Annotated in this window: 24 protein-coding genes; 20 read left to right on the forward strand and 4 right to left on the reverse strand. The window is 60.7% G+C overall.

What is annotated here, in order from left to right:
• Positions 1–6: 6 nt before the first annotated feature.
• The 3 genes from aroB to MHY08_RS03030 all read left to right on the forward strand — a co-directional run bounded on the left by aroB (position 7) and on the right by MHY08_RS03030 (position 2,735).
• Positions 7–1,077 (forward strand): 3-dehydroquinate synthase, encoded by a 1,071-nt coding sequence (gene aroB / locus MHY08_RS03020; protein WP_239235254.1) that lies wholly within the window; start codon positions 7–9, stop codon positions 1,075–1,077.
• 2 nt (positions 1,078–1,079) lie between these two features.
• On the forward strand, positions 1,080–1,508 hold the full coding sequence (aroQ, locus tag MHY08_RS03025) for a type II 3-dehydroquinate dehydratase (protein WP_239235256.1): 429 nt from the start codon (positions 1,080–1,082) through the stop codon (positions 1,506–1,508).
• A 120-nt stretch (positions 1,509–1,628) separates the two neighbouring features.
• Positions 1,629–2,735: an aminopeptidase P family protein gene (locus MHY08_RS03030; protein WP_239235258.1), complete on the forward strand. Its 1,107-nt coding sequence runs from the start codon at positions 1,629–1,631 to the stop codon at positions 2,733–2,735.
• Here MHY08_RS03030 and MHY08_RS03035 read toward each other — a convergent pair.
• The gene (locus MHY08_RS03035) at positions 2,732–3,628 is read right to left on the reverse strand and encodes a GDSL-type esterase/lipase family protein (protein WP_239235260.1); all 897 of its coding nucleotides are present in this window, start codon (positions 3,626–3,628) and stop codon (positions 2,732–2,734) included. The genes MHY08_RS03030 and MHY08_RS03035 overlap by 4 nt on opposite strands.
• A 253-nt stretch (positions 3,629–3,881) precedes the next feature.
• Here MHY08_RS03035 and efp point away from each other — a divergent pair, with 253 nt between their 5' ends.
• Together efp and nusB are read left to right on the forward strand one after the other, a co-directional pair.
• Positions 3,882–4,445, forward strand: a complete 564-nt coding sequence (gene efp / locus MHY08_RS03040; protein ID WP_005324919.1) for an elongation factor P — start codon at positions 3,882–3,884, stop codon at positions 4,443–4,445.
• Between the two features lie 38 nt (positions 4,446–4,483).
• On the forward strand, positions 4,484–5,122 hold the full coding sequence (gene nusB, locus MHY08_RS03045; protein WP_370658782.1) for a transcription antitermination factor NusB: 639 nt from the start codon (positions 4,484–4,486) through the stop codon (positions 5,120–5,122).
• A 219-nt stretch (positions 5,123–5,341) separates the two neighbouring features.
• On the opposite strand, the gene MHY08_RS03050 is transcribed toward nusB, so the two are convergent.
• The 3 genes from MHY08_RS03050 to MHY08_RS03060 form a co-directional block, all read right to left on the reverse strand.
• Positions 5,342–5,851, reverse strand: a complete 510-nt coding sequence (locus MHY08_RS03050; protein WP_239235262.1) for a YbjN domain-containing protein — start codon at positions 5,849–5,851, stop codon at positions 5,342–5,344.
• The gene (locus MHY08_RS03055) at positions 5,844–6,335 is read right to left on the reverse strand and encodes a YbjN domain-containing protein (protein WP_204608924.1); all 492 of its coding nucleotides are present in this window, start codon (positions 6,333–6,335) and stop codon (positions 5,844–5,846) included. The genes MHY08_RS03050 and MHY08_RS03055 overlap by 8 nt, the downstream gene beginning before the upstream one ends.
• Before the next feature lie 70 nt (positions 6,336–6,405).
• Positions 6,406–7,761: a TIGR01777 family oxidoreductase gene (locus MHY08_RS03060; protein ID WP_239235264.1), complete on the reverse strand. Its 1,356-nt coding sequence runs from the start codon at positions 7,759–7,761 to the stop codon at positions 6,406–6,408.
• Positions 7,762–7,906: 145 nt separating this feature from the next.
• Between MHY08_RS03060 and pyrR the strand changes: the two genes are divergently transcribed.
• The 15 genes from pyrR to MHY08_RS03135 all read left to right on the forward strand — a co-directional run bounded on the left by pyrR (position 7,907) and on the right by MHY08_RS03135 (position 25,696).
• Entirely contained in the window at positions 7,907–8,515 is a 609-nt protein-coding gene (gene pyrR, locus MHY08_RS03065; protein ID WP_239192044.1) for a bifunctional pyr operon transcriptional regulator/uracil phosphoribosyltransferase PyrR, read from the forward strand.
• A 2-nt stretch (positions 8,516–8,517) separates the two neighbouring features.
• Complete coding sequence (locus tag MHY08_RS03070) at positions 8,518–9,474, forward strand: aspartate carbamoyltransferase catalytic subunit (RefSeq protein WP_239235266.1); 957 nt, start codon at positions 8,518–8,520, stop codon at positions 9,472–9,474.
• Between the two features lie 34 nt (positions 9,475–9,508).
• Positions 9,509–10,846 (forward strand): dihydroorotase, encoded by a 1,338-nt coding sequence (locus tag MHY08_RS03075; RefSeq protein WP_239235268.1) that lies wholly within the window; start codon positions 9,509–9,511, stop codon positions 10,844–10,846.
• A gap of 23 nt (positions 10,847–10,869) precedes the next feature.
• Complete coding sequence (carA, locus tag MHY08_RS03080) at positions 10,870–12,051, forward strand: glutamine-hydrolyzing carbamoyl-phosphate synthase small subunit (RefSeq protein ID WP_239235417.1); 1,182 nt, start codon at positions 10,870–10,872, stop codon at positions 12,049–12,051.
• Positions 12,052–12,076: 25 nt separating this feature from the next.
• Positions 12,077–15,418, forward strand: a complete 3,342-nt coding sequence (carB, locus tag MHY08_RS03085) for a carbamoyl-phosphate synthase large subunit (RefSeq protein ID WP_239235270.1) — start codon at positions 12,077–12,079, stop codon at positions 15,416–15,418.
• Positions 15,402–16,241: an orotidine-5'-phosphate decarboxylase gene (gene pyrF / locus MHY08_RS03090; RefSeq protein WP_239235272.1), complete on the forward strand. Its 840-nt coding sequence runs from the start codon at positions 15,402–15,404 to the stop codon at positions 16,239–16,241. The genes carB and pyrF overlap by 17 nt, the downstream gene beginning before the upstream one ends.
• A 259-nt stretch (positions 16,242–16,500) precedes the next feature.
• Positions 16,501–16,821, forward strand: coding sequence for an integration host factor, actinobacterial type (gene mihF / locus MHY08_RS03095; RefSeq protein ID WP_005328460.1), 321 nt, complete (start codon positions 16,501–16,503; stop codon positions 16,819–16,821).
• 8 nt (positions 16,822–16,829) lie between these two features.
• On the forward strand, positions 16,830–17,399 hold the full coding sequence (gene gmk, locus MHY08_RS03100; RefSeq protein WP_239235274.1) for a guanylate kinase: 570 nt from the start codon (positions 16,830–16,832) through the stop codon (positions 17,397–17,399).
• A 40-nt stretch (positions 17,400–17,439) separates the two neighbouring features.
• Positions 17,440–17,742 carry a DNA-directed RNA polymerase subunit omega gene (gene rpoZ / locus MHY08_RS03105; RefSeq protein ID WP_005324891.1) on the forward strand — a complete coding sequence of 101 codons (303 nt, stop codon included), beginning with the start codon at positions 17,440–17,442 and terminating at the stop codon, positions 17,740–17,742.
• 131 nt (positions 17,743–17,873) lie between these two features.
• Positions 17,874–19,121, forward strand: coding sequence for a bifunctional phosphopantothenoylcysteine decarboxylase/phosphopantothenate--cysteine ligase CoaBC (coaBC, locus tag MHY08_RS03110; protein ID WP_239235276.1), 1,248 nt, complete (start codon positions 17,874–17,876; stop codon positions 19,119–19,121).
• A gap of 108 nt (positions 19,122–19,229) precedes the next feature.
• Entirely contained in the window at positions 19,230–20,462 is a 1,233-nt protein-coding gene (gene metK, locus MHY08_RS03115; protein ID WP_040425247.1) for a methionine adenosyltransferase, read from the forward strand.
• Positions 20,463–20,473: 11 nt separating this feature from the next.
• A complete protein-coding gene (locus MHY08_RS03120; RefSeq protein WP_239235278.1) occupies positions 20,474–22,513 on the forward strand; it encodes a primosomal protein N' in 2,040 nt (679 codons plus the stop codon).
• Between the two features lie 99 nt (positions 22,514–22,612).
• Positions 22,613–23,125: a peptide deformylase gene (gene def / locus MHY08_RS03125; protein ID WP_239235280.1), complete on the forward strand. Its 513-nt coding sequence runs from the start codon at positions 22,613–22,615 to the stop codon at positions 23,123–23,125.
• A gap of 76 nt (positions 23,126–23,201) precedes the next feature.
• Positions 23,202–24,149, forward strand: a complete 948-nt coding sequence (gene fmt / locus MHY08_RS03130) for a methionyl-tRNA formyltransferase (RefSeq protein ID WP_239235283.1) — start codon at positions 23,202–23,204, stop codon at positions 24,147–24,149.
• Positions 24,146–25,696, forward strand: a complete 1,551-nt coding sequence (locus MHY08_RS03135) for an RsmB/NOP family class I SAM-dependent RNA methyltransferase (RefSeq protein ID WP_239235285.1) — start codon at positions 24,146–24,148, stop codon at positions 25,694–25,696. The genes fmt and MHY08_RS03135 overlap by 4 nt, the downstream gene beginning before the upstream one ends.
• Positions 25,697–25,709 lie beyond the last annotated feature (13 nt).

Here is a 25,709-nt window from a genome sequence, read left to right on the forward strand (position 1 = left end):
ACCACCATGCCCAGTATTGCCGTTAATGGACCACAGCCCTATGAAGTTCGCATTGGCGCTGATCTCAACCGGGACATCGCGCGGCGCTGTGCGCAGATTGGTGCAGGCCAGGCTGGCATTATCTACCAGCCGCCGCTGCGTGCCGCGGCCGAGCGCCTAGCGGAACTCATTGCCGCTGAGGGGGTGGAGCCTACGCTTATCGACGTCCCCGATGCCGAGGCCGCCAAGCAACTCAGCGTCATCGGTGGCGTATGGGATCAGCTGGGGGAAAAGGGCTTTAACCGCCGTGACGTCATTATCGGCCTCGGCGGCGGCGCCACCACCGATTTGGCTGGGTTCGCTGCGGCTGGGTGGATGCGCGGCATCAAGGTCATTCAGGCGCCTACCACGCTATTGGCCATGGTTGATGCGGCCGTCGGCGGCAAAACCGGTATCAATACCGCAGCCGGCAAGAACCTCGTTGGCGCCTTTCATGAGCCAGATTCTGTGTTTGTGGATCTCGAGCGCCTGGATACCCTGCCCGCGGCAGAGATCATTGCTGGCTCGGCAGAAATCATCAAAACCGGATTCATCCATGACCCGGTGATCCTTGAACGCTATGACAGTGACCCCGGCGCATGCGTGGACCCGCAGGGCTTCCTTCCAGAACTTATTGCGCGCTCCATCGCGGTCAAGGCCGCGGTGGTGGGCGAGGACCTCAAAGAATCGGGCCTGCGGGAAACGCTCAACTACGGCCACACCTTTGGCCATGCGGTGGAGCGCCATGAACAGTATCAGTGGCGCCATGGCAACGCGGTGGCCGTGGGCATGATGTTCATCGCCCACCTGGCGCATGAGCGCGGCCTCATTGACGCAGAGCTGGTGGAAAAGCACCGCCGGATTCTTGACAGCATTGGGCTGCCGACCACGTATAGGCCGGGCCAGTTCAGGGACCTGTATGAGGCAATGACCCACGATAAGAAGAACCGCGACGGAAAGATTCGGTTTGTAGCCTTGACTGGGGTGGGCGAGACCACCCGTCTCGAAGGCCCCAGTACGGAAGAGCTAGAAGCGGCCTACGCCGCGATTTCGGAGTAGAAATGAAGATTATTGTCCTCAATGGCCCGAACTTGAACCGCTTGGGAAAGCGGCAACCGGATGTCTACGGCTCCACCACCCTGGCGGATGTAGAACAGATGATCTCCTCGCGCGCTGCCGCGCACGGTGCAGAAGTAGAGTGCTTCCAGTCGAACCATGAGGGTGAGCTGATAGAGAAAGTGCATGCCGCCGCGGATGCGGGCCACCCGGTAATCATTAACCCGGGAGGATTTACCCATACCTCAGTGGCCCTGCGGGATGCCCTGGCAGAGGTAGCCGATGGCGCCGGATTCGTAGAGGTGCATATTTCTAATGTGCATGCGCGCGAGCCCTTCCGCCATCATTCCTATCTCAGCCCTATCGCCCGCGGCGTCATCGCCGGGTTGGGTGTCTTCGGCTACGTGGCGGCAGTGGACTACCTCTGCCAATAGACCCCCACGAACGGGCTGGGCGGCAGCCGGCTAGAAAGAAATCCGCCCAACTGCGGTGGCAGGGTCGATATACTGGGTGGATACTTTCTACACCGCAGTCGACCCTAAAAGGATGAAATCATGGCTTTGGCAGATACCCGTTTTAGTGACCGGCGCCGCAAGCTTGCCGCGGAACTGGCCGGCCAGCGCATCGATGCCGTTCTGGTCACCCACCTCACGCACGTGCGCTACCTTTCGGGATTCTCCGGCTCGAATGGCGGGCTACTCTTGCGTAAGGACCTTACCGCGCAGGTTGCTACCGACGGCCGGTACACCACGCAAATCGCCCGCGAAGTTCCCGATCTGGAGGCTATCCAAGGCCGCGCGGTAGGAAAGGTGCTGCTGCAGCAATTTGCCGATGTCGAGGGGCCGGTTCGAGTCGGTTTTGAAGCCGACTACCTCTCGGTCTCTGAACTGAAGGACCTCGAAGAGTCCGCCCCGGAGTCGGTTACCTTGGTTCCTATCGCCGGGGTCATTGAGAAAATTCGCTTGGTCAAAGATTCGCTCGAGTTAGAAAAGCTGGAAGAGATTGCCGCGCTGGCTAATCAGGCACTGGAGGAGTTGCTCGCCGCTGGTGAGTTGCGTGCCGGCCGCACCGAGCGCCAGGTGGCTGCCGATTTGGAATATCGGATGCGCATGCTTGGCTCGGAGCGAGTGAGCTTCGATACCATCGTGGCTTCCGGCCCGAACTCGGCGATGCCGCACCATGGCGCTGATGACCGGGTCATCGAGGATGGCGACCTTGTGACCATCGATTTCGGTGCGTACCTGCGCGGGTTTAATTCCGACTGCACCCGCACCTACGTCGTGGGCACGGCGAATGACTTTGCCAAGGAAATCTATGATGTGGTGCTCCGCGCCCAAAAGGCAGGCGTGGCAGCGTCGGTGCCGGGCGCTAAGCTTGCCGACGTCGACGCCGCCTGCCGCGATGTCATCTCCGCCGCCGGCTATGGCGACTACTTTGTGCATTCGACGGGCCACGGCGTGGGCCTAGACGTCCACGAAGCCCCGCTCGCGGCACGGACCGGTAAGGGTGAGCTCGCCGCCGGCATGACCCTGACCATTGAGCCGGGCATCTATGTTCCGGGCAAGGGCGGCGTGCGCATCGAAGATACCCTCATCATCACCGATGGTGCGCCGAAGATCATTACCGCCGCGACGAAGGAATTTACTGAACTGCCCGCCTAGTGGGCCAGCACCTTGGAGTTGAGCAGCTGGGCGACATTACGGTTGCCCAGGTGCGTGAGGTGATTGAAGAGGTTGTGCGGTACGGAGTACTCCCACTTGCCGGAAATCCAGCGGGTGCTGTCCGGCGCGCACATGCCGTGATCAATGGAGTCGGCGCGTAGGTCATAGTACTGCACGCCGTTTGCGCGGGCTGCCTTGTACATGGCGCTATTGACCTGGTCCTCGCCGGTGCGAACCAGGCCCGCATAGTCCATGTTGAACCCGGCTTCAGAGGATCCCGGTGCGGAGGTGCGCAGCGGGCATACCGCGCCATTGCGGGCGGAGATGGCGGGATAGCCTACAACGGTGATGCGGGCATTCGGGGCGGCGTGGCGAATCCGCTGGATCGATTGCTTCATGCCGTCGTAGTAGGGATTGGAAGAAGAAAGAGATGGGCGCAGGATTTCCTGGAGATCATTGGCGCCAAACTGAATCAAAACGTTCTTCGTTTCGCCATTGAGATCATTATTAGCAATGGCTCCGTTGATCTGCTCATCGAAGTCCTTACGGTGCGATTGGCCGGCGGCCTTTGCCGCAGAGCAGGCGTAGTTGGCTATGTGCTGACCAGAAACCCGCCCCAATTCGCGGCTAACATTACTCTGACCCTGCGGGCAACCCTGTGGGGACGGCACGCCCGGGGCGTCTTCGATGCCGTGGGTGGCAGACGATAGCGTAGTGCCCGCCGAAGGGGACAGGCTCGAGGTCGTGCCAACTTGGCCATAGGTTGGGTTGGCAAAGACAGAATCGCCGAACATCACGGTCTGGGCGTCTGCTGCCATGGCCTGCGGGGCGGAGAGTGCTGCTAGGGCTGCGCCAGTAGCGGTAGCCGCGGCGTAGAGCTGCTTGAGAGGCATCGCAAAAATCCTTGGTAGGTATGTGAAAAATCAATTAAGCAAAGCCTTATCGTACAGCGAGTTATTGCTGGTTAAAAACCTTTGATTGCTTGCGTGTCTGACGGTTTAGGGCAGGCGATGGGCCCCGAAAGGCACCCCGCTGTCAACTGTGGGGAAGAAATGGGGGACCGGTAATACCCCAAGGGGCAGTTGTCCGGTAGGCTTAAACATTGTTTTCAACCTTTAGTCCACAATTTTCGGGAGTTTAACCGCAATGGCTGATACTACTGATTTCAAGAACGGGCTCGTTCTGAAGATCGACAACAAACTGATGCAGATCGTTGAGTTCCAGCACGTGAAGCCGGGCAAGGGCCCAGCCTTCGTGCGTACCAAGCTCAAGGATGTTGTCTCCGGTAAGACCGTGGACAAGACCTGGAATGCTGGCGTTAAGGTAGAGACCGCTACCGTGGACCGCCGCGATATGACCTACCTGTACAACGATGGCACCAGCTACGTTGTTATGGATGAAAAGACCTTCGAGCAGTACGAGCTCCCGCCGGAGAAGTTCGGCGATGCCGCTCGCTTCCTGCTGGAAAACATGCGCGTCCAGGTTTCCTTCTACGAGGATGAGGCACTCTTTGCAGAACTGCCTATTTCCGTAGACCTTAAGGTCGAGCACACCGAGCCGGGCCTGCAGGGTGACCGTTCTTCCGGCGGCACCAAGCCCGCCACCCTGGAAACCGGTGCTGAAATCCAGGTTCCGCTGTTCATCGAGATCGGCAACGTTCTCAAGATCGATACCCGTACCGGCGAGTACCTCTCCCGCGTTAACAACTAGGGCATCTGACTGTGTCTGATAACACCCCTAAGCGCGATATCAACTACAAGCGGCACACCGCGCGGTACCGTGCACGTCGTCGTGCCGCCGATATCCTCTACGAAGCAGAAAACAGGGACGTTGACCCCGTTGCCATCGTGGAGGATCGCATCGCCTTGGCACGTGAGGATCGCAACGCGGTAGCACCTGTGGCCGAATACACCCAGGTGATTGTCAAAGGCGTCGCTGAAGAGCTGGATGCCATCGATGACACCATTTCTCGGTTCCTTGCCGAGGACTGGGAACTGCACCGCATCCCGGCCGTTGACCGCGCTATCCTGCGCCTATCGGTGTGGGAGCTGCTTTTCAACCCGGATATTCCTACCGCTACTGCGGTCGTGGAAGGCGTGGAGATTGCTTCCCAGTATTCCAACGATCAAGCGGCGCCATATATCCACGCTGTGTTGGATGACGTGGCGCAGTCCCGTTCTGCGGAAAACCCGATGTCCGCAGAACACCAGGGCAGCGATGCGAATGCGGACGGCGAAGATTCGACTGACGAGGACTCGGTAGAGTCCGAGCGTGCGGATGATGCGGCCGTGGATACCTCCGCATCCACCGCTTCGGACTCCGCTGCCGCGGACGACGACTCGGCTGTAGCAGACGGTTCTGCGCAGCAGGACCCCACTGCGGAATAGTCAGGTTTAAACCGGCCCGCATACTTAAACCGCCCGCCCAGCTCGATGGCGAAGAGCTGTGGCGGGCGGTATTTTCATGCCCAAGACAGTGTCTTTCGACGCCCATCCTCGCGTCTCCATGTGCCCAGAACGGCCGAGAGTAAAAAGAACTCTCCCCGTCACCCTTGCGCCGTTGTTAAGGCGGAAGGAGAGGGGGAGAGCGGCGGATGTTAGTGCGGCTTAGCTCTGCGGGGTGTCGCTTGCGGCGGCGTCGCCAGATCCGGCATTGGCTGCGGTCTCGGAGCCAAGCTTGGCCATCTCTTCGGCGGCAGAAACCATGGCATCCTGGCCGCGGATGACGCCATCTACGGCGGTCTTCAGGGCAGCCTGCAGCTGCTCGTCGGTCATGCCGGCGGCGGCAGGGATATCGCGCTCGGTGCGCACCACGAGCATGTCATCGTGCTCCGAGATAACAGCGCGCGCGCCGAAGGCTACGGAGTTGATCTGGTTAGCCGCGAGGAAGAGGCCGGCGTCGGCCTTGGAATAGGCGGCGTCGGTAGGCACATCGCAGCGGACAATAACCACGGAATCGAGAACCGCGAACATGGTGGGAAGGCCGTTGAGGTTGGCGGTAGCTGCCTCAATATCGCTGTCCATCTTGGTCAATTCGATGTCGAAGGTACGCATGGCCTCGACAACACGGTCCAGGGTGATCTCCGGCAGATTGTTTTCGGTAGAGGCATTAGTCATGCTTGTGCTCCTCCCAAGTCACGAGCTGTGGGTAGTGTTCTTCCACGAAGGCGAAGGACTGCAGCATAGAATCCAGCGTGGACATCACGAAGGCGCCGATCTGATTGCGGGACAAACCGTGGGCAATGTTGATCTCGCGCACGCCAGAGACGGCGAGGTTATTCTCGGCTGACTCAAAGAAGCGCAGGGTCGGCGCGAAGTGCTGCTGGTTCCACTGGTTGAGCACCGTCAACAGGGTTGGGCCCTCAGAAGAAGGCACGTTGCCGCGCCAGACGGAATCCGCCACGAGCACATCATCGCGCACCTGCATGGCGATGGCGACGTTGGAGAAACCTGTGCGCAGGATCTGTACGGTTTCCTCCTCGCTCACTGGCTGCTCTTCGAGGCGGTATTCTAGGTTCTCAGATGCAAAGATTTCGCCGATGCGCTCGAGAGTTACGGGCTCTACCGGCGTATCGGGATACAGGGTTGGTTCTTCAGACACTTAAGTAGTCTCAATCCATGTACTAATCGGGGATAAAGGTCAACCTTTACTAGTTTACCTAAGTTCTTATCTAGTTACTGGGACTCCATAGGTGCTCGCCGCCAAGTTCGTGGGCGAGAGCAGTATCGATCGTGGGGTAGCGGAACGTATGCCCGATTTTGTGTAGAACCGTGGGGCTTACGCGTTGTTGCGCCAAGGCCAACTCTTGGGCGCCTTCCTTGCCCAGCAAGATTGCGGGACCGAAGGGCGGAACGGGGAGCAATGCCGGACGGTGTAGTTCGGCACCAAGGGCTTTGACGAAGTCCTTATTGAGCACCGGGTTAGGCGAGGCCGCATTGACCGGGCCTTCCAGCGAATCGTCCACGATGGCGCGGAAGTAGGCATCCGTCAGGTCATCGAGGGCGACCCAGCTGAACCAGAACTCACCGTCGCCGAAGGGGCCGCCCAGTCCGGTAGAGAAGAGGGCGCGCAGCAGTGGCAGGAGGCCGGAACCGCCCGACATGGCGATGCCGGTACGAATATTGACCACGCGGGTGCCCGCGGCGCGGGCGGGCTCGCAGGCGCGCTCCCAGTCGACTACGACGTCTGCGAGGAAGCCCTCGCCAGGTGCGGAGTCTTCGGTGAGAATCTCATCGCCGCGGTCGGAGCCGTAGTAGCCCACGGCAGAGGCGCAGACCATGGTGTGGACGGAATCCGTAGCCCCCGCAAGTCGCGCTAGGCGCTCGGTGGGGCCAACGCGGGAGTCGCGGATGGCGGCCTTGTGCTCGTCATTGAAGCGGCCGAAGATGGGCTCGCCCGCCAGGTGGACGAGGACGTCGACGCCGCGCAGGAGGTCGGGATCGGGCTGCTCCGGGCGCCAGGTGCGCTGACCTTTGCTGGCCGTGCCGCGCACGAGCTGGATCACCGTGTGCCCGGCGGTGCGCAGTTGTGCGGTGAGCGCTGCGCCCACGCTGCCGCGGGAGCCGGTCATGGCGATGGTTAGTGGTTGGGTGTTTAAGGAGGCGTCGGCAAGCCGCTGGAGAAAGGAAAGATCCTCAATGAGCTGGTGCTGTCGATAAGCAAAGACCGATTCCAGCGCCGCCGAAGGGATGCGGGTAGTAACTTCATCGCGAATGAGTGTGCCGTCCGGGTGATCCGCAAAGGTGTGATGGTGTTGCCATTTGGCAAATTTGCGAATGGGGGAGTTTACGCACACATCGGTGAACTCATAGCCCTTGCGGTACTGGGAAAGTTTATGCTGAGCGGTCCAGCGCAGGCCGCCCGGAAGGCCCAGGATGGAGGTGCCATCGCCCAGGCTCTCTGCCTGCTGGATGGGCTTCATGAAGGCAAAGGGGGCGTTCATACGGGTTAAAGCGCCTTGGCGGGTATGCCATTGCCAGACCTGCTCGCGCGGGGCGGGGACTATGTGTTCGGCGGAAAAACTCACTGTGTGGAGTGCCTCCTTCTTTTCGCCCTCACCCAAATGGTGGGGAAGGTGCTAGAGTATCTTGTGTCTAACAGCATAGACATTTTTGAGACCATCAACCGGCATCCTTTAAAGACCGCACCGTGAGGCGGGGAAGGAGGTCACGATGAGTGGAACAGACGCTACCGCGAAGCAGCTAGAGCTTTTAAGCTCCGATGATGTTTCGCGTACCGTTGCACGCATCGCGCACCAGATCATTGAAAAAACGGCGCTCGATTCCGCGAACGCACCGCGGGTCATTTTGCTTGGCATTCCCTCTGGTGGCGTGCCGCTTGCACAGCGCCTAGCGCACAAGATTGAAGAATTTTCCGGGGTTGCAGTCCCATGGGGCTCCCTCGATATCACCCTCTACCGCGATGACCTGCTAGGAAAGCCGCATCGCGCACTCCAACCGACGACCATTCCCACCGGTGGCATCGATAGCGCCACTGTTATTTTGGTCGACGATGTGCTGTATTCCGGCCGCACTATCCGCGCCGCCTTGGATGCGTTGAGTGACGTGGGCCGTCCGGACATTATTCAGCTGGCCGTCCTCGTAGATCGCGGCCACCGCGAGGTTCCTATTCGCGCCGATTATGTGGGAAAGAATCTCCCCACCGCGCGAGAAGAAGATGTCACCGTATACAACAGCGAGATTGACGGCCGGGACGCGGTCGTATTGACCCGAGCCGCTGCTGCAACCGATGCAGGTGGCTCCGAAACGGGGGAGGCATAACCATGAAGCACCTCATCGATATGGCAGAGCTGGACCGAAGCGAAATTGTCGGTCTGATGGATGAAGCGGATCGCTTCCGCGAAGCCCTCGAAGGCCGCGAGGTAAAGAAGCTGCCGACACTGCGGGGCCGGACCATCTATACCCTCTTTTATGAAAACTCCACCCGCACCCGCTCTTCCTTTGAAACGGCCGGCAAGTGGATGTCCGCGGATGTCATTAACCTGTCCGCCTCTTCGTCCTCGGTAAAGAAGGGCGAGTCCCTGAAGGATACGGGCCTTACCTTGGCCGCTATTGGCGCTGATGCGATCATCATGCGCCACCCTTCCTCTGGTGCGCCGCAGCAGCTGGCCCAGTGGGTAGCCCCTAACGGCAAGGGACCTTCAGTGATCAACGCGGGCGACGGCGCGCACCAGCACCCAACGCAGGCGCTTCTCGACGCCGTCACGATGCGCCAGCGCCTGGGACTGCACAGCGACGAAGGCTTTGCCGGCCTGAAGGTAAAGATTGTGGGCGATTGCCTGCACTCGCGCGTCGTGCGCTCCAACGTAGATCTGCTCACCACTCTTGGTGCTGAGGTAACCCTCGTAGGCCCAGCCACCCTCATGCCCTTTGGGGTAGAGAACTGGCCGGTGCGCGTGTCCTATGACTTTGATGCGGAAATCGCTGACGCCGACGTCATCATGATGCTGCGCGTGCAGCAAGAGCGCATGAATGGCGGCTTCTTCCCCTCCCACCGCGAATACGCCAACCTCTTTGGCCTGTCCAAGGATCGCGCGGCGGCCATGCACAAGGACGCCATCGTCATGCACCCAGGCCCGATGCTGCGCGGCATGGAGATTAACTACGGCGTCGCAGATTTGGACAAAACTGCGGTCCTGCAGCAGGTGCACAACGGTGTACACGCCCGCATGGCGGTGCTGTTTACCCTGCTGACCAATGGCGAAAACGCCGGCATTTAAAACCGCGACCCACACTCAAATTTAGGGAGAGACAATGACTACTTACCCGGAAACCGGTCGCCTTTCCGCGCCGGCGGAAACCCCACTTGTGATTAAGAATGTGCGCCTGTACGGCGAAGGCGAGCCCACCGATGTCGTGGTCAAGGACGGCATCATCGCTGCCATCGGCGCCACGGCAGAAGCCGAGGATGCACAGGTTATCGACGGCCAGGGCAACGTGCTCTTGCCAGGCCTAGTGGATATGCACGTGCACCTGCGCGAGCCCGGCCGCGAAGATACCGAGACCATCGAGACCGGCTCCAAGGCTGCCGCCAAGGGCGGTTTCACCGCAGTGTTCACCATGGCTAATACCAACCCGGTGACCGACCAGCCGATCATCGCTGAGTCCGTATGGGCCAAGTCCCAAGCACTGGCGCTGTGCGATGTCCACCCGGTGGGCTCCATTACCAAGGGCCTGGAAGGCAAGACCCTCACCGAGTTCGGCATGATGGCCCGCTCGGACGCCAAGGTGCGTATGTTCTCCGATGACGGCAAGTGCGTCCAGGATCCGCAGCTAATGCGTCGTGCTCTGGAATACGCCAAGGGCATGGACGTTCTGCTTGCGCAGCACGCCGAGGATGATCGCATGACCGGCGGCGCTTCCGCCCATGAAGGCGAGACCGCGGCCAAGCTCGGCCTGCGCGGCTGGCCGCGCGTGGCGGAGGAATCCATCGTGGCCCGCGACGCACTGTTGGCGCGCGACTACGGCAACCGCGTGCACATCTGTCACGCTTCGACCCAGGGCACCGTGGAGCTGCTGAAGTGGGCAAAGGAGCAGGATATTCCTCTCACCGCCGAGGTAACCCCGCACCACCTATTGATGACCGATGACAAGCTGCGCACCTACGATGGCCTCTTCCGCGTTAATCCGCCATTGCGCGAACAGCGCGATACCGCGGCACTGCGCGAGGCGCTGCTTAACGGCACCATCGACTGCGTTGCTACCGACCACGCCCCGCACGGCTCCGAAGACAAGTGCGTGGAGTTTGAAAACGCCCGCCCTGGCATGTTGGGACTGGAATCTTCCTTGGCTGTCATCGCCAAGATTTTCGTCGAGACCGGCCTGGCCGATTGGCGCTTTGTCGCCCGCGTGATGTCCGAGCGCCCCGCAGAAATCACCCGCCTGCCGGGCCATGGCCGCCCCATCGCGGAGGGCGAGCCAGCTAACTTGACCATCGTGGACCCTGACCACCACTGGGTTTCTTATTCCGCCAAGCTGGCCTCCAAGTCCGAAAACAACCCGTACGCTGGCGAAGAATTTGGCGCCCGTGTTACCCACACCATTTTGCGAGGTGCCGTCACTTTTGACTTGGCAGCCTCCGAAGAAGACTAACCTTGCACACTGAGACCACCTATATGGCAGAGAAAGGCCACGACGTGACTGATAGAACCCCAGCAATCCTCGTTCTCGCGGACGGGCGCACCTTCCGCGGTTATGGCTTTGGCGCCACCGGCACCACCTTGGGCGAGGCCGTATTCACCACGGCGATGACCGGCTACCAGGAGACCATGACGGACCCGTCTTACCACCGCCAGATTGTGGTTTCCGCAGCGCCGCACATTGGCAATACCGGTTGGAACGACGAGGACAATGAGTCCCACGGCAACCACATCTGGGTTGCGGGCCTCGTCATCCGCGACCTCGCGCAGCGCGTATCCAACTGGCGTGCAGAGCGCAGCCTGAGCGAAGAGATGGAAAAGCAGGGTGTCATTGGCATCCGCGGCATCGATACCCGCACCTTGGTTCGCCACCTGCGCAACTACGGCTCCATTGCCGCCGGCCTGTTCTCCGGCGAAGATGCAAAGCGCCCGGTCGAGGAGTTGCTCAAGGAAGTTAAGTCCCAGGACTCCATGGAAGGCGCCGACCTAGCCGCAGAGGTATCTACCGACGAGCCCTACACGGTCGAGGCCGTAGGGGAGAAGAAGTACACCGTCGTTGCCTTCGACATGGGCGTGAAGACCGCAACCCCGCGCCACTTTTCCCAGCGCGGCATCGAAACCATCGTCGTGCCCGCAAATACCTCCTTTGACAAGGTGAAGTCCTATAACCCGGATGGCGTCTTCGTCTCCAACGGCCCGGGCGACCCGGCTACCGCCGATGAAATGGTGGGCATCATCAAGCAGGTGCTCGAAGCCAAGATTCCGTTCTTCGGCATTTGCTTTGGCAACCAGCTCCTGGGCCGCGCGCTTGGCCTGGACACCTACAAGATGAAGTTCGGCCACCGTGGCATCAACGTGCCGGTGCGCAATAACGTGACCGGCAAGATTGATATCACCTCCCAGAACCACGGCTTCGCGCTGAAGGCACCGGAAGGCTACGACCTAGATAGCAAGGACGCCGAGTTCGCCACCGACTTCGGTCCCGCCCAGGTCACCCACATCTGCCTCAACGACGACACCGTCGAGGGAGTGGCATTGCGAAACGGCATGGCTTACTCCGTGCAGTACCACCCGGAATCCGCTGCTGGCCCGCACGATGCCAACCCGCTATTTGATCAGTTTGAAGAACTGATGGCTAACCACACCCCAAATAAGTAGACAACCAGGAAAAGGAAGAATAACTATGCCAAAGCGCAACGACATCAACCACGTCCTGGTCATCGGCTCCGGCCCGATCGTCATCGGCCAGGCTTGCGAGTTCGACTACTCCGGTACCCAGGCTTGCCGCGTGCTCAAGGAAGAGGGCCTGCGCGTAACGCTGGTCAACTCCAACCCGGCCACCATCATGACCGACCCTGAGTTTGCGGATCACACCTACGTCGAGCCCATCGAGCCGGAATACATTGAAAAGATTCTGGTCAAGGAGCGCGAAGAGGGCAACCCCATCGACGCCGTGTTGGCAACCCTGGGCGGCCAGACCGCGCTGAACGCTGCAGTTCAGCTTGACCGCCAAGGAATTCTGGACAAGTACGGCATCGAGCTCATCGGCGCCGATATTGACGCCATCGAGCGCGGCGAGGACCGCCAGAAGTTCAAGGACATCGTCGCCTCCATCGGCGGTGAGTCCGCCCGCTCCGCTGTGTGCCACAACATGGATGAGGTCCACGAGACCGTCGACAAGCTCGGCCTGCCCGTTGTTGTCCGCCCCTCCTTCACCATGGGTGGCCTGGGCTCCGGTCTGGCCTTCAATAATGAGGACTTGGACCGCATTGCCGGCGGCGGCTTGGCCGCATCCCCTGAAGCCAACGTGCTCATTGAGGAATCCATCCTGGGCTGGAAGGAATACGAGCTCGAGCTTATGCGCGATGGCGATGACAACGTCGTGGTTGTCGCCTCCATCGAAAACGTCGACGCCCTAGGCGTGCACACCGGCGATTCCGTCACCGTCGCCCCGGCGCTGACGCTTACTGACCGTGAGTTCCAGAAGATGCGTGACTTGGGTATTGCCATCATCCGCGAGGTCGGCGTCGATACTGGCGGCTGCAATATCCAATTCGCGGTTAACCCGGAAGACGGCCGCATTATCGTCATCGAGATGAACCCGCGCGTGTCCCGTTCCTCCGCGCTGGCATCCAAGGCCACCGGTTTCCCGATTGCTAAGCTGGCGGCCAAGCTCGCCATTGGCTACACCTTGGACGAGGTGCAAAACGACATCACCGGCGAGACCAAGGCAGCCTTCGAGCCCACCCTGGACTATGTCATTGTCAAGGCCCCACGCTTTGCTTTTGAGAAGTTCCCAGGCGCCGATGACACCTTGACCACCACCATGAAGTCTGTGGGCGAGGCCATGGGTATCGGTCGTAACTACATCGCGGGCCTGAACAAGGTCATGCGTTCTTTGGAAAACAAGCCCAATGGCTTCTGGACCAAGCCGGATGAGTACTTCGCGGGCGAGCGTGCCACTGACCTGCAGGCCGTTCTAAAGGACCTGGAGCGCCCGACCGAGGGCCGCATGTACGACATCGAGCTGGCCCTTCGCCTTGGCGCCTCTATCGACGAGGTCCACGAGGCTTCCGGCGTTGACCCATGGTTCATCGCTGAGCTGGCCACGTTGGTGGCCTTCCGCCAGGAGCTTATCGACGCCCCAGTGCTCACCGAGGAGCTGCTGCGCGAGGCCAAGGTCTTTGGGCTTTCCGACGCCCAGATTGCCGCCCTTCGCCCCGAATTCAACGGCGAGGATGGCGTACGCAGCCTGCGCTGGCGCATGGGTATTCGCCCCGTGTACAAAACCGTAGACACCTGTGCCGGCGAGTTCGAGGCCCAGACCCCGTACCATTACAGCTCCTATGAGCTCGACCCGGATGCCGAGACCGAGGTTCGCCCGGCACCGGTAGGCTCTAAAGGCAAGGTCATCATTTTGGGCTCCGGCCCCAACCGCATTGGTCAAGGCATCGAGTTTGACTACTCCTGCGTTCACGCGGCCCTTGAGCTTTCGGAGCAGGGCTACGAGACCGTCATGGTCAACTGCAACCCGGAGACCGTCTCCACCGACTATGACACTGCAGACCGCCTCTACTTCGAGCCGCTGACCTTCGAGGACGTCATGGAGGTCTACCACGCGGAGGCCGCTTCCGGTGACGTTGCTGGCGTGATTGTCCAGCTGGGCGGCCAGACTCCGCTGGGCCTCGCTGCCCGCCTGGAGGAGGCAGGCGTTCCGGTTGTGGGCACCAGCCCTGCTGCAATCGATTCCGCCGAGGACCGCGGCGAATTCGGCAAGGTCCTCGATGAGGCAGAATTGGCAGCACCGGAATACGGCACCGCCACTTCCTTCGCGGAGGCCCGCGAGGTTGCTTCCTCCATCGGCTACCCAGTACTGGTTCGTCCGTCCTACGTGCTGGGCGGCCGCGGTATGGAAATCGTCTACGACGAAAAGGCGCTGGAAGACTACATCGAGCGTGCCACCGAGCTGTCTCCGGACCACCCGGTTCTGGTGGACCGCTTCCTGGATTCCGCCATCGAGATTGACGTTGACGCCCTGTGCGACGGCAATGAGGTCTACCTAGGCGGCGTCATGGAGCACATCGAGGAGGCCGGTATCCACTCCGGTGACTCTTCCTGTGCGCTGCCACCGATGACCCTTGGACCAGAGGACATTGAAAAGGTCCGCACGTCCACCCGCTTGCTCGCCGAGGGCATTGGCGTCAAGGGCCTGATGAACGTCCAGTTCGCCTTGAAGGATGACATCCTCTACGTCATCGAGGCGAACCCACGTGCTTCCCGTACCGTGCCGTTTGTCTCCAAGGCCACCGGCGTACCACTGGCTAAGGCAGCTTCTCGCGTCATGATGGGCTCGAGCATCGCGGATCTGCGTGCCGAAGGCATGATTCCTTCCGAATATGACGGTGGCTCTTTGCCGCTGGAGCACCCGATTGCCGTCAAGGAAGCAGTCTTGCCATTCAACCGCTTCCGCCGTCCTGATGGCAGCTTGCTCGATACGCTGCTCTCGCCAGAGATGAAGTCCACCGGTGAGGTCATGGGCTTGGCTACCAACTTTGGCGCGGCCTATGCCAAGGGCGAAATCGCGGCCTTTGCCGTACCGCCCACGGAGGGCACCGTCTTCGTTTCTGTTGCCAACCGCGACAAGCGCACCCTGATCTTCCCGATTCAGCGCCTGGCCAACATGGGCTACAACATCGTCGCTACCGCCGGCACCGCCCAGATGCTGCGCCGCAACGGTATCGAGTGCGAGGTTGCCGCCAAGGTCTCTGAGGCCAAGGATGGCGAAGAGTCCATCGTGGATAAGATTCTCAACGGCGACATCGACTGGATTCTCAATACTCCAGCCGGCTCCGCTGGGGCCCGCCACGATGGCTACGATATCCGCGCCGCCGCCGTACACATGGAGATCCCGCTGGTGACCACTGTGCAGGGCGTAACCGCAGCTGTCCAGGGTATCGAAGCGATGCGCATTGGCAACTTGCAGGTACGCGCACTTCAGGAGCTTGAGCATGGCCCACAGCACTAAAGGATTTGGCGAGCGGCTAGAAGAAGCCGGCCGGGAACGTGGGCGCCTGTGCGTTGGGATCGACCCACATCCGTATCTCTTGGACAAGTGGGGGCTGGAACCCACCGCTGAAGGTCTGCGGACCTTTAGCCTGCGCTGCGTTGAAGCCTTTAGCGATACCGCGGCCTTGGTAAAGCCACAGGTTGCCTTCTTTGAGCGCTTTGGCTCTCAGGGCTTCGCGGTCCTGGAAGAAGTCTTGGCTGCCCTGCGAGAAGCGGGGTGCCTGACTGTGGCCGATGCCAAGCGCGGCGATATTGGCTCCACCATGGCCGGCTACGCAGATGCGTGGCTCAGCGAAAGTTCGCCGCTGCGCGCAGACTCTGTGACCTTGTCACCCTATCTAGGCGTTGGCGCCTTGGGGCCGGTATTCACCAAGGCCGAAGAAACCGGCCGCGGTGTATTCGTCCTGGCGGCTACCTCCAACCCGGAGGCACGTGCCATCCAATCGGTCCCGGTGGGCGAGGAGAGCACTATCGCTCAGGGCGTCGTCGATGAATGCGCCGCGTTCAATGTAGAGGCGCACAAGGCTGGCAAGCCGGGCGATGTCGGCGTAGTCGTCGGCGCTACGTTGGACAATCCGCCGCGCCTCGATGCGCTCAATGGTCCGGTTCTTCTGCCCGGTGTTGGCGCCCAGGGCGCTGGCCCAAAGCAGGTGAACGGCATTGTTTCTGCTCATCCATCGCTGGGATTCGCCAATGTGTCTCGAGCAGTACTCGAGCAAGGTCCTGGTGTCGCTGACCTGCGCAAAGCGGTTGCTCAGGTAGTGGCAGAGTTCCGGGACTAATAGGGGCGGCGCGGCTGATTAACAGCCGCGCCGTTTACCTGGTACTTTGTTTAAGGTATGTGCGGTGACGTGCTAAAATAGGCGTGCTTTTGGACCCGTTAATCGTCACCGTTCAATGAGCAGTGCTAGGATTACCAGAAGTCGGTTTGCTCGAAGGTTATTAATAACTTTCCGCGGTGTATTAACTGCGTTAGGCAACCGTAATCTGGTACCAAGTACTAGACGTAACAGAATCAATCTAATGAATCGGAGGAAACCCGTGGCCCTTCCAAAGTTGACTGATGAGCAGCGCAAGGAAGCTCTCGCAAAGGCCGCTGAGGCCCGCAAGGCTCGCGCCGAGCTCAAGGCTGCGCTCAAGCGCGGCGAGACCGACCTGAAGGACGTGCTCGAAAAGGCTGAGACCGATGAGATCATCGGCAAGACCAAGGTTTCTGCGCTCCTCGAGGCTCTGCCGAAGGTTGGCAAGGTCAAGGCTAAGGAAATCATGGAGGACCTGGAGATTGCTCAGACCCGTCGTCTGCGCGGCCTGGGTGAGCGTCAGCGTCGTGCTCTCCTCGAGCGTTTCGGTTACGGCGAATAGTCACAACCATGGCTGACGCAACTGCACGCGGGCGCCTCGTCGTTCTGGCGGGGCCTTCCGCAGTGGGAAAATCCACCGTAGTTTCGCGTCTGCGCAGTGACGTCGAGGGGCTGTACTTCAGCGTGTCTATGACCACGCGCCAGCCCCGCCCCGGGGAGCAGGACGGTGTCGATTATTTCTTCGTCACCCCAGAAACCTTCCAGGAGCGAATTGATGCCGGGGAGATGCTCGAATGGGCTGATATCCACGGCGGATTGCAACGCTCTGGAACGCCCGCCCAGCCGGTAGAGGAAGCTTTGGCCGCTGGCCGCCCAGTACTCGTTGAGGTGGATCTCGCGGGTGCCCGGAGTGTTAAGAAAGCGCTGCCGGAGGCAGACCTGGTCTTTTTGGCGCCCCCGTCATGGGAGGTACTTGTGGAGCGGCTCACCGGCCGCGCTACCGAGCCGCAAGACGTCATTGACCGTAGGTTGCAAACTGCGCATGAGGAACTAGCCGCACAGGACGAGTTCGATCACGTCGTTGTGAACGAGGATCTGGACGAGGCAGTAGCTGCCATTAGTGATATCCTGCGGGCATAGACCTCCTTTTTGACCATCTTCAATCAATGTAAAGGTGCATGTGACTAACGTGACCACCCCTTCTAACACTGAAGCCGCAAAGGCGGAACCAGTATTTGATGATCCGATCGGCATTACCGATCCCCCGATCGATGAGCTTTTGGACAAGGTTTCCTCTAAGTACGCTTTGGTCATCTTTGCCGCTAAGCGCGCACGCCAGATCAATAGCTACTACCAAGAGCAGGATGAAGGTGTCTTCGAGTTCGTAGGCCCGCTGGTTACCCCAGAGCCAGGCGAAAAGCCTTTGTCCATCGCATTGCGCGAGATTGATGCTGGCCTGCTTGACCACGAGGAAGGCAAGTAGCTCTAGCACTAAGCGTGTAATAGCTTTAAGGCTCCACGCGCCGCCACGGATGTGCATCCCCGATTCGGGGTGTACCTCTTGGTCGCGGCGGGTGGGGCCTTTCTCTATGTCGGCAGGTACCATCGTGCGGTGTGACTGATAAAGATACCTCTCGCAATATTGTTCTGGGCGTCGCTGGCGGCATCGCCGCTTACAAGGCGTGCCACCTCGTGCGCAATCTCAAGGAAGCTGGCGATGACGTCCGCGTTGTCCCCACGGAAAGTGCACTGAACTTCGTGGGGGCGGCTACGTTTGAGGCACTATCCGGCCATCCCGTCTCCACGAGCGTGTTTGAAGCCGTGGACGAGGTACAGCACGTCAACGTAGGACAGCATGCGGATGCAGTGGTCATTGCGCCTGCCACCGCAGACGTTATCGCGCGGTTGGCTGCAGGCCGTGCAGACGATTTACTCACGGCCACCGTATTGGTCGCGACGTGCCCGGTTATTGTGGCCCCCGCCATGCATACTGAAATGTGGCATAACCCCGCTACGCAGGACAACGTGGCTACTTTGCGACGCCGCGGTATCACCGTCATCGAGCCCGCCCACGGCCGCCTTACCGGCAAGGATTCTGGCCCTGGTCGTTTGCCGGAGCCGGAACAGATTGCGGAGATTGTCCGCACTGAACTGGCGGGCTACCGAGTGCAGCACACCTGGCAGGGCAAGAAGGTCGTCATATCAGCCGGCGGCACCCAGGAAGAGCTGGATCCGGTCCGCTACTTGGGTAATCGTTCTTCCGGCAGGCAGGGATTTGCACTCGCGGAATGGGCCGCGCAGATGGGGGCCGAAGTCACCCTCGTTGCGGGTAATACCGCCCAACTTCCTGTGCCAAGTGGCGCGAAACTCCGCCACATTGTCTCCACCCGTGAGTTGGAGGACGCCGTGCGCGAGGAATCCCGCGATGCGGACGTGGTGATCATGGCCGCTGCAGTCTCTGACTTCCGTCCGGCGGAGGTCGCCGAATCAAAGATGAAGAAGGGCCAGGCAGACGATGCACTCTCGACGCTCCATCTGGTGGAAAACCCGGATGTGCTCAAAGGGCTCGTCGCTGCGCGCGAGCGCTCGGAGATCCCTGCGGAGTGCGTAATTGTAGGGTTCGCCGCCGAAACCGGCGATGCCCAGAAGTCCGCCTTGGACTATGCCCAGGAAAAGTTTGCGCGTAAAGGCTGCGACGTGCTCATGGCCAATGAGGTCGGGCGCGGAAAAACCTTTGGTCAAAAGTCCAATGAGGGATGGATTTTGCGTCCGGGTTCCGCGCCGCAACGCGTGGAGCATGGCTCGAAGCAGGTTGTCGCCGCTCAGATTCTTTTGGCCGTGAATGAAATGTTTCACGGGTAGACAACTAAAATTGCATTTATAGACCGCTTGGTCTAGGCTTGCGAGGTATTAGGCTTGGGCGTAGAAACCCACAGCATCGAATCAACAGTGAGAACGAAGGAAGTTTTTGTGACTGATAACGCTGCAGTGGCAACTCGTCTTTTTACCAGCGAGTCCGTGACAGAAGGCCATCCCGATAAGATTTGTGACGCCATTTCTGACGCCATCCTTGATGCCCTGCTGGAAAAGGATCCAGCATCCCGCGTCGCCGTCGAGACGTTGGTAACCACCGGCCAGGTCCACGTGGTGGGCGAGGTTCGCACCGAGGCATACGTAGAAATCCCGGCGCTGGTGCGCGACACCCTTAAGTCCATCGGCTTTACTTCTTCCGAAGTCGGCTTTGATGGCAACACCTGTGGCGTGAACATCGCCATCGGCGAGCAGTCCCAGGAAATTGGCGCTGGAGTAGACAACTCTACTGAAGCCCGCGCCCATGACGAGGACTATGACGCCGAAAACGATACCGCTGGCGCAGGCGACCAGGGCCTGATGTTCGGCTATGCCTCCAATGAGACCGCGGAGTACATGCCGCTGCCCATCGCTTTGGCGCACCGCCTGTCCCGCCGCCTGACGCAGGTACGTAAGGAAGGTATCGTCGATCACCTGCGCCCGGATGGCAAGACCCAGGTGACCTTTGCCTACACCGATGACAATGAGCCGTCCCACCTGGATACCGTGGTCATTTCCACGCAGCACGATGCCGAGGTCGATAGTGCTTGGTTGGAAGGCCCCTTGCGCAGTGAGGTCCTTGAATGGGTTATCAAGGACGCCGGCTTGGAGAAGTACTACACCGAAGACACGACCTTGTTGGTCAACCCTTCCGGTTCCTTCATCCTTGGCGGTCCGATGGGAGATGCCGGGCTAACCGGCCGCAAGATCATCGTCGATACCTACGGCGGCATGGCTCGCCACGGCGGCGGCGCGTTCTCTGGCAAGGACCCGAGCAAGGTGGACCGTTCCGCTGCTTATGCCATGCGCTGGGTGGCTAAGAATATCGTCGCCGCGGGCTTGGCAGATCGCGCTGAAGTCCAGGTGGCTTACGCAATCGGCCGCGCCAAGCCGGTGGGTCTGTACGTGGAGACCTTCGGTACCGCCAAGGAGGGCCTGAGCGATGCGAATATCCAGGCTGCGGTGAATCAGGTATTTGACCTGCGCCCGGCCGCTATCATTCGCGAGCTCGATCTGTTGCGCCCCATCTATGCGCAAACTGCGGCCTACGGTCACTTTGGTCGCACCGACGTTGAGTTGCCGTGGGAGCAGTTGAACCGAGTGGAAGCATTGCGTGCTGCCGCTGGTCTGTAGAATCGAGGCCTATGCCTAAGAAAACACCCGCCACCCGGAAGCCGGTTGCGCGGGTGTTGCCTCTTTTGGGGGTTGCGCACCTAGACCGAGGATTTGATTACCTCGTTGAAGAGGCAGACTCGGAAGAAGTCCAACCGGGGATTAAGGTGCGCATCCGCTTCAACGGGCGCTTGGTGGACGCGATTGTCTTAGAACGCCGGCATGATTCTGAATTTGGGGGCAACCTGCGCTTTATCGAGCGTATTATCTCACCCTTCCAGGTTTATCCGCCGCAGCTGGCCAGGCTTGTCGACGCCCTGGCAGACCGCTACGGCGGCGTGCGCTCGGATATTGTCCGCTCCGCTATCCCGCCGCGGCACGCCAAGGCGGAGGAATCCGACCTAGAAACCCCGTGGGAGGAGCTCGGCACCACGAGCGAGCCCGACCTATCAGGATGGTCGGCCTATCAACATGGCGAGGCTTTTGTCGATTCGATTCTGGGCGGCAAGCTCGCCCGTGCCGCCTGGCAAATCGCCCCGGGCGATGATTGGGCACACACGCTGGCTGCCCTCGCTGCCAAAGTGGCGCTTGGCGGAGGGGGAGTTCTCCTCGTTGCCCCGGACCAAAAGAGTGTTGATGCCTTAGAGGCCGCGCTGCGCCAGGTACTTGGGGCAAAGCAGATAACGGTGCTGACTAATAGCATGGGCCCGCAGGCGCGCTATCGCCGCTATCTCTCCGCCCTAGTGGGCCAAGCGCGCGTGGTCATTGGTACCAGGTCCGCCGCCTTTGCTCCGGTCAAAGACCTGCAACTGGCAGTGATCCTCGATGATGGCAATGATAATTTGGTCGACAACCTCAAGCCCTATGTTCACGCGAGGGAAGTGCTCACCACTCGCTCAGCCTTCGAAGGCTGCAGCATGGTTTTGGCCAACCACGCGCGGACGGCGGAGACACAGCTCCTCGTGGAATCAGGATGGGCGCACGACGTGGTGGCCAAAGAGCAAACCATAACGGCGCGGTGCCCGGCTATCGAGGCGGTCGGGTCCTTTGGGCTATCGATCGCTCGCGACCTGCAGGGCGGCACCACAAAAGTGCAAGCGCAGGCCTTCCAAGCCGCCCACCAGGCGCTGGATAGGGGAGAGCCGGTGCTGGTGCAGGTACCGCGCAAGGGCTATGCTCCCATTTTGGCCTGTGGCCAGTGCCGAGCGCCGGCTCGTTGCCGGCATTGCAATGGGCCATTGGGGCTGCCGCCCAAGGGGGCGTCGGCAAGCGCAGGCCCGGACGAAGCGGGAATGCCTACCTGCCGCTGGTGTGGTCGCATTGAGGCGCGACATCGGTGCACCGAATGCGGGTCCCCGCGCCTGCGGGCCATCGTGTTGGGCTCGGAGCGCACTGCGGAAGAAATGGGCCGGGCCTTTCCCAATACGCGGGTGGTGGTCTCGGGTGGAAACAAGGTGCTCGATGCAGTGGACAATGCGCCGGCGCTGGTCATTGCCACCCCTGGTGCGGAACCGAGAGTAAACGATGGTGCCTATGGCGCGGCCCTGCTCTTGGACGCCGGAGCATTGCTCAACCGGCAAGACCTACGCGCCACGGAGGACACCCTAGCGAAGTGGGCGCAGTCGGCTACCTTGGTGCAGCCGCATTTCAAGGGCGGGCGGGTAATCCTCGCGGCTGATGAGTCGCTTACCGTAGTCCAGCATTTCCTGCGTTGGGATATGGTGGGCGCGGCCGCGGCAGAGCTTGCTGCCCGGCGCGAAGTGCGCTTCCCACCCGCGGTGCATTTTGCAGCCATCGACGGTGCGGATGCATCCCTAGATGGCTTTGCCGAGCTTGTGGATCTTCCAGACCATGCGGAGGTATTAGGACCAGTTCCCCTTCCGCCGGGGCAGAGCCTGCCTGGTGACTACGATAGCCAGCGCTTTGGCCCACCCCAGCGGTTGGTCGTGCGCACCCCGCTGGGGCCGCGTTCCCAATTGGGGCGGGCTTTACGCAGCGCCAATGCGTCGCGCAGCGCCCGCAAGGATGATCTGCCTTTGCGCATTGTGGTTGACCCTATCCACGTGGGTTAGCCATATCGGGGCCATTGGCACTCATGCGCTAATCTCGACGGAGGAAGCCGCCACCGCCGGCCGGCTTGGTCTCGGTGCCATGAGAAAGGTGTGATTGCCATGTCCCTTCGAGAGCTGCGTATCTACGGCGACCCAGTCTTGGGCAGCCGCGCGGAGGAAATTAGTAAATTTGATGCCGGTCTGCGTGCTCTGGCGAGCGATATGCTCGAGACCATGGACAAAGCCGGGGGAGTAGGGCTAGCGGCTAATCAGGTAGGGATTTTGCAGCGAATCTTTGTCTATGACTGCTCGCATACCCAATCTGGGCTGCGTGGGGCGATTGTTAACCCGGCCTGGACTCCGGTGGGGGAGCAGCAGCAAACAGGTCCGGAAGGATGCCTATCCATTCCGGGAATTAGCGCGGAAACCACGCGGTTCAACCAGGTTTTTGTGTCTGGCCAGGATATTGAGGGGCGCCCTGTGTCCATGGTGGCCTCAGGACTGATGGCTCGGTGCATCCAGCATGAGACCGACCACCTCGATGGGGTGCTTTTCCTACAACGCTTGGATGCGCCAGTGCGCAAGGAGGCCATGCGCGCCATCCGTGAATCCGAGTGGTTTAACGCCTCGTAGCCCGCTCGCTGTGGCGGCAGCGTTGCGGCGTTGTAGCCTAGTATTTTGAACGATATTAAGAGGAGAGTTTCCCCGCATGCGGATCATTTTTGCCGGTACCCCTGAGCCAGCCGTTGTGGCCTTGGAAAAGCTACTTGCCTCGTCGCACGAGGTGGTGGCGGTAATTACTCGCCCAGACGCGAAAAAGGGCCGCGGCCGCACTCTTCATCCGAGCCCCGTGAAGGCGCTCGCCCAAGAACATGGCATTGAAGTATTGACCCCGACCACCCTGCGCCCTGACTCGGAGGACGGTCAGGCGCTGCGCTCCCGCTTAAAGGATTTGCAACCAGAGGCGATTCCGGTGGTGGCCTACGGCAATCTGGTGACCAAGGACTTGCTGGAACTACCGAAGCATGGCTGGGTAAACCTGCACTTTTCCTTGCTTCCGGCATGGCGCGGTGCTGCACCAGTGCAGGCTGCCATTGCTGCAGGCGATGACGTGACCGGCGCATCCACCTTCCGCATTGAGGAGGGCCTTGATACCGGCCCAGTGCTCGGCACCGTGACGGAGGAGATTAAAGGCACCGATACTGCCGATGACCTGTTGACGCGTCTTGCCTATTCCGGCGGCGATTTGCTCGTGGCCACCATGGATGGCTTAGCGGCGGGGCAGCTGGAGGCGCAACCGCAGCAGGGGGAGGCTACCTATGCGCCGAAAATCTCTACCGCGCAGGCCCGCGTGGAGTGGACCCAACCGGACTTTGCCATCGATCGGCACATTCGCGCATACACGCCTGGGCCGGGTGCATGGACGATGTGGGACGAGGCCCGCGTGAAGATTGGACCGGTCAGCCTCATAGAAGAGGCGGCGGTTCCACAGGAACTAGAACCAGGGCAGCTGTACATTGCTAAGAATGCCGTATTCATCGGTACCGGTACGCAGCCAGTCCAGCTGGGTAGAATCCAGCCTCCGGGAAAGAAGATGATGAATGCGGCCGATTGGGCCCGCGGACTAGGCAAGGATGCCGAGGTGAAGTTTCAATGAGTGGTGGTTTCCGTTCCCGCAGCAAGTCCGGGGATAAGTCGCCGGCGGGCAAGCCGAAGGATTCCCACAAATCCGCTGGTGCGAAGGGCCGAGATGGCCGCCCGCAACGGCAGCAGCGTGGCAGCCGCGGTGGGCAGCATAGGGGCCGGCAGGCTGCTAAGGGCCAGCGTCCCGGCAAGCGCCAGGAAGGCGGTCTGATTCAGGCCGCGCTGGCCGCGGGCGTGGATGCGCCGCGTTCGGTCGCCTTCGACGTGGTGCGCAGGGTAAGCGATGATGATGCCTTCGCCAACCTCATTTTGCCCAAGGCGCTGCGCAAACAAAAGCTCAAGGGGCGCGATGCCGCCTTCGCCACCGAAATCACCTACGGCACGCTGCGCACCCTTGGCGTAGTTGATGCCGTCATCGCAGCGTGTTCTTCGCGCGGCCTCGAGGCCATTTCCCCAGCCGTGGTTGATGCCTTGCGCCTGGGCGCCTATCAAGTTCTTTATACCCGCGTGGAGCCACACGCGGCGGTTGATACCACCGTCCGTTTGGTAGAAGCCGCCGGTGAAGTCAAGGCCAAGGGCTTTGCTAACGGCATCATGCGCACCATTACCCGGACGCCAGCTAAGGCCTGGCTGGACAAGCTCGCCCCGCAGGGGGAAATCGTCGGCATCGCCTTTAAGCATGCCCACCCGACCTGGATTGCGGAGTCGTTTAGCCGCGTGTTGGGCCTAGGGGAGTTGGAGGCTGCCCTGGCGGCGGATTCGGATCGACCTTCGGTGCATCTAGTGGCGCGCCCAGGTGAAATCTCGGCCGAGGAATTGGCCCTGATGACCGGCAATGAGGAGGGGCGTTATTCCCCTTATGCGGTGTACATGGAATCTGGTGACCCCGGACAATTGGAACCTGTGCGCCAAGGATTGGCGGCCGTGCAGGACGAGGGCTCGCAGCTGATTGCCCGGGCGGTATGCGAGGCAACCCTCGAGGGCGAGGACACCGGCCGGTGGCTGGATCTCTGCGCCGGCCCCGGCGGTAAGGCGGCCTTGATGGGGGCGCTTGCCCGCATAGACTCCGCGCACGTCGATGCAGTGGAGGTATCCCCACACCGAGCGGCGCTGATTGAAAAGACAGTGAGCGATTTGCCCGTGGACGTTCATGTGGCAGATGGCCGCAATCCCGGCGTGGGAGAGGGCTTTGATCGCGTGCTTGTCGATGCCCCCTGTTCCGGTCTCGGCGCCCTCCGTCGCCGCCCCGAGGCGCGGTGGCGCAAGGCCGAGTCTGACATCACCGAGCTTAACCAGCTGCAATTCGAGCTCTTGTCTTCCGCATTACACCTGGTGCGCCCAGGTGGCGTGGTCATCTACTCCACGTGTTCGCCAGATCTGCGCGAAACCCGAGGCATAGTTGACCGCGCCGTGCGCGAACTCGGCGCCGAAGAACTCGACGCACATGCTCTCATTCCTGATATGGGCGATGTAGGCCACGAGAAATCCGTGCAGATGTGGCCGCATCGCCACGGTACCGACGCCATGTTCTTTGCAGCCCTTCGCCGCGCAGCCGATTAATCGCGATAGACTG

Source organism: Corynebacterium sp. ACRPJ, assembly GCF_022347345.1.
Classification (GTDB): Bacteria; Actinomycetota; Actinomycetes; order Mycobacteriales; family Mycobacteriaceae; genus Corynebacterium; species Corynebacterium tuberculostearicum_D.

What these genes read in the sequence shown, in the direction of transcription:
- aroB (WP_239235254.1), top strand. Translation starts at nt 7, where the DNA reads ATGCCCAGTATTGCCGTTAATGGACCACAGCCCTATGAAGTTCGCATT.
- carA (WP_239235417.1), top strand. Translation starts at nt 10,870, where the DNA reads ATGGCAGAGAAAGGCCACGACGTGACTGATAGAACCCCAGCAATCCTC.
- MHY08_RS03135 (WP_239235285.1), top strand. Translation starts at nt 24,146, where the DNA reads ATGAGTGGTGGTTTCCGTTCCCGCAGCAAGTCCGGGGATAAGTCGCCG.
- MHY08_RS03070 (WP_239235266.1), top strand. Translation starts at nt 8,518, where the DNA reads ATGAAGCACCTCATCGATATGGCAGAGCTGGACCGAAGCGAAATTGTC.
- efp (WP_005324919.1), top strand. Translation starts at nt 3,882, where the DNA reads ATGGCTGATACTACTGATTTCAAGAACGGGCTCGTTCTGAAGATCGAC.
- carB (WP_239235270.1), top strand. Translation starts at nt 12,077, where the DNA reads ATGCCAAAGCGCAACGACATCAACCACGTCCTGGTCATCGGCTCCGGC.
- gmk (WP_239235274.1), top strand. Translation starts at nt 16,830, where the DNA reads ATGGCTGACGCAACTGCACGCGGGCGCCTCGTCGTTCTGGCGGGGCCT.
- pyrR (WP_239192044.1), top strand. Translation starts at nt 7,907, where the DNA reads ATGAGTGGAACAGACGCTACCGCGAAGCAGCTAGAGCTTTTAAGCTCC.
- MHY08_RS03120 (WP_239235278.1), top strand. Translation starts at nt 20,474, where the DNA reads ATGCCTAAGAAAACACCCGCCACCCGGAAGCCGGTTGCGCGGGTGTTG.
- def (WP_239235280.1), top strand. Translation starts at nt 22,613, where the DNA reads ATGTCCCTTCGAGAGCTGCGTATCTACGGCGACCCAGTCTTGGGCAGC.
- aroQ (WP_239235256.1), top strand. Translation starts at nt 1,080, where the DNA reads ATGAAGATTATTGTCCTCAATGGCCCGAACTTGAACCGCTTGGGAAAG.
- MHY08_RS03035 (WP_239235260.1), bottom strand. Translation starts at nt 3,628, where the DNA reads ATGCCTCTCAAGCAGCTCTACGCCGCGGCTACCGCTACTGGCGCAGCC.
- MHY08_RS03075 (WP_239235268.1), top strand. Translation starts at nt 9,509, where the DNA reads ATGACTACTTACCCGGAAACCGGTCGCCTTTCCGCGCCGGCGGAAACC.
- fmt (WP_239235283.1), top strand. Translation starts at nt 23,202, where the DNA reads ATGCGGATCATTTTTGCCGGTACCCCTGAGCCAGCCGTTGTGGCCTTG.
- MHY08_RS03030 (WP_239235258.1), top strand. Translation starts at nt 1,629, where the DNA reads ATGGCTTTGGCAGATACCCGTTTTAGTGACCGGCGCCGCAAGCTTGCC.
- MHY08_RS03050 (WP_239235262.1), bottom strand. Translation starts at nt 5,851, where the DNA reads ATGACTAATGCCTCTACCGAAAACAATCTGCCGGAGATCACCCTGGAC.
- pyrF (WP_239235272.1), top strand. Translation starts at nt 15,402, where the DNA reads ATGGCCCACAGCACTAAAGGATTTGGCGAGCGGCTAGAAGAAGCCGGC.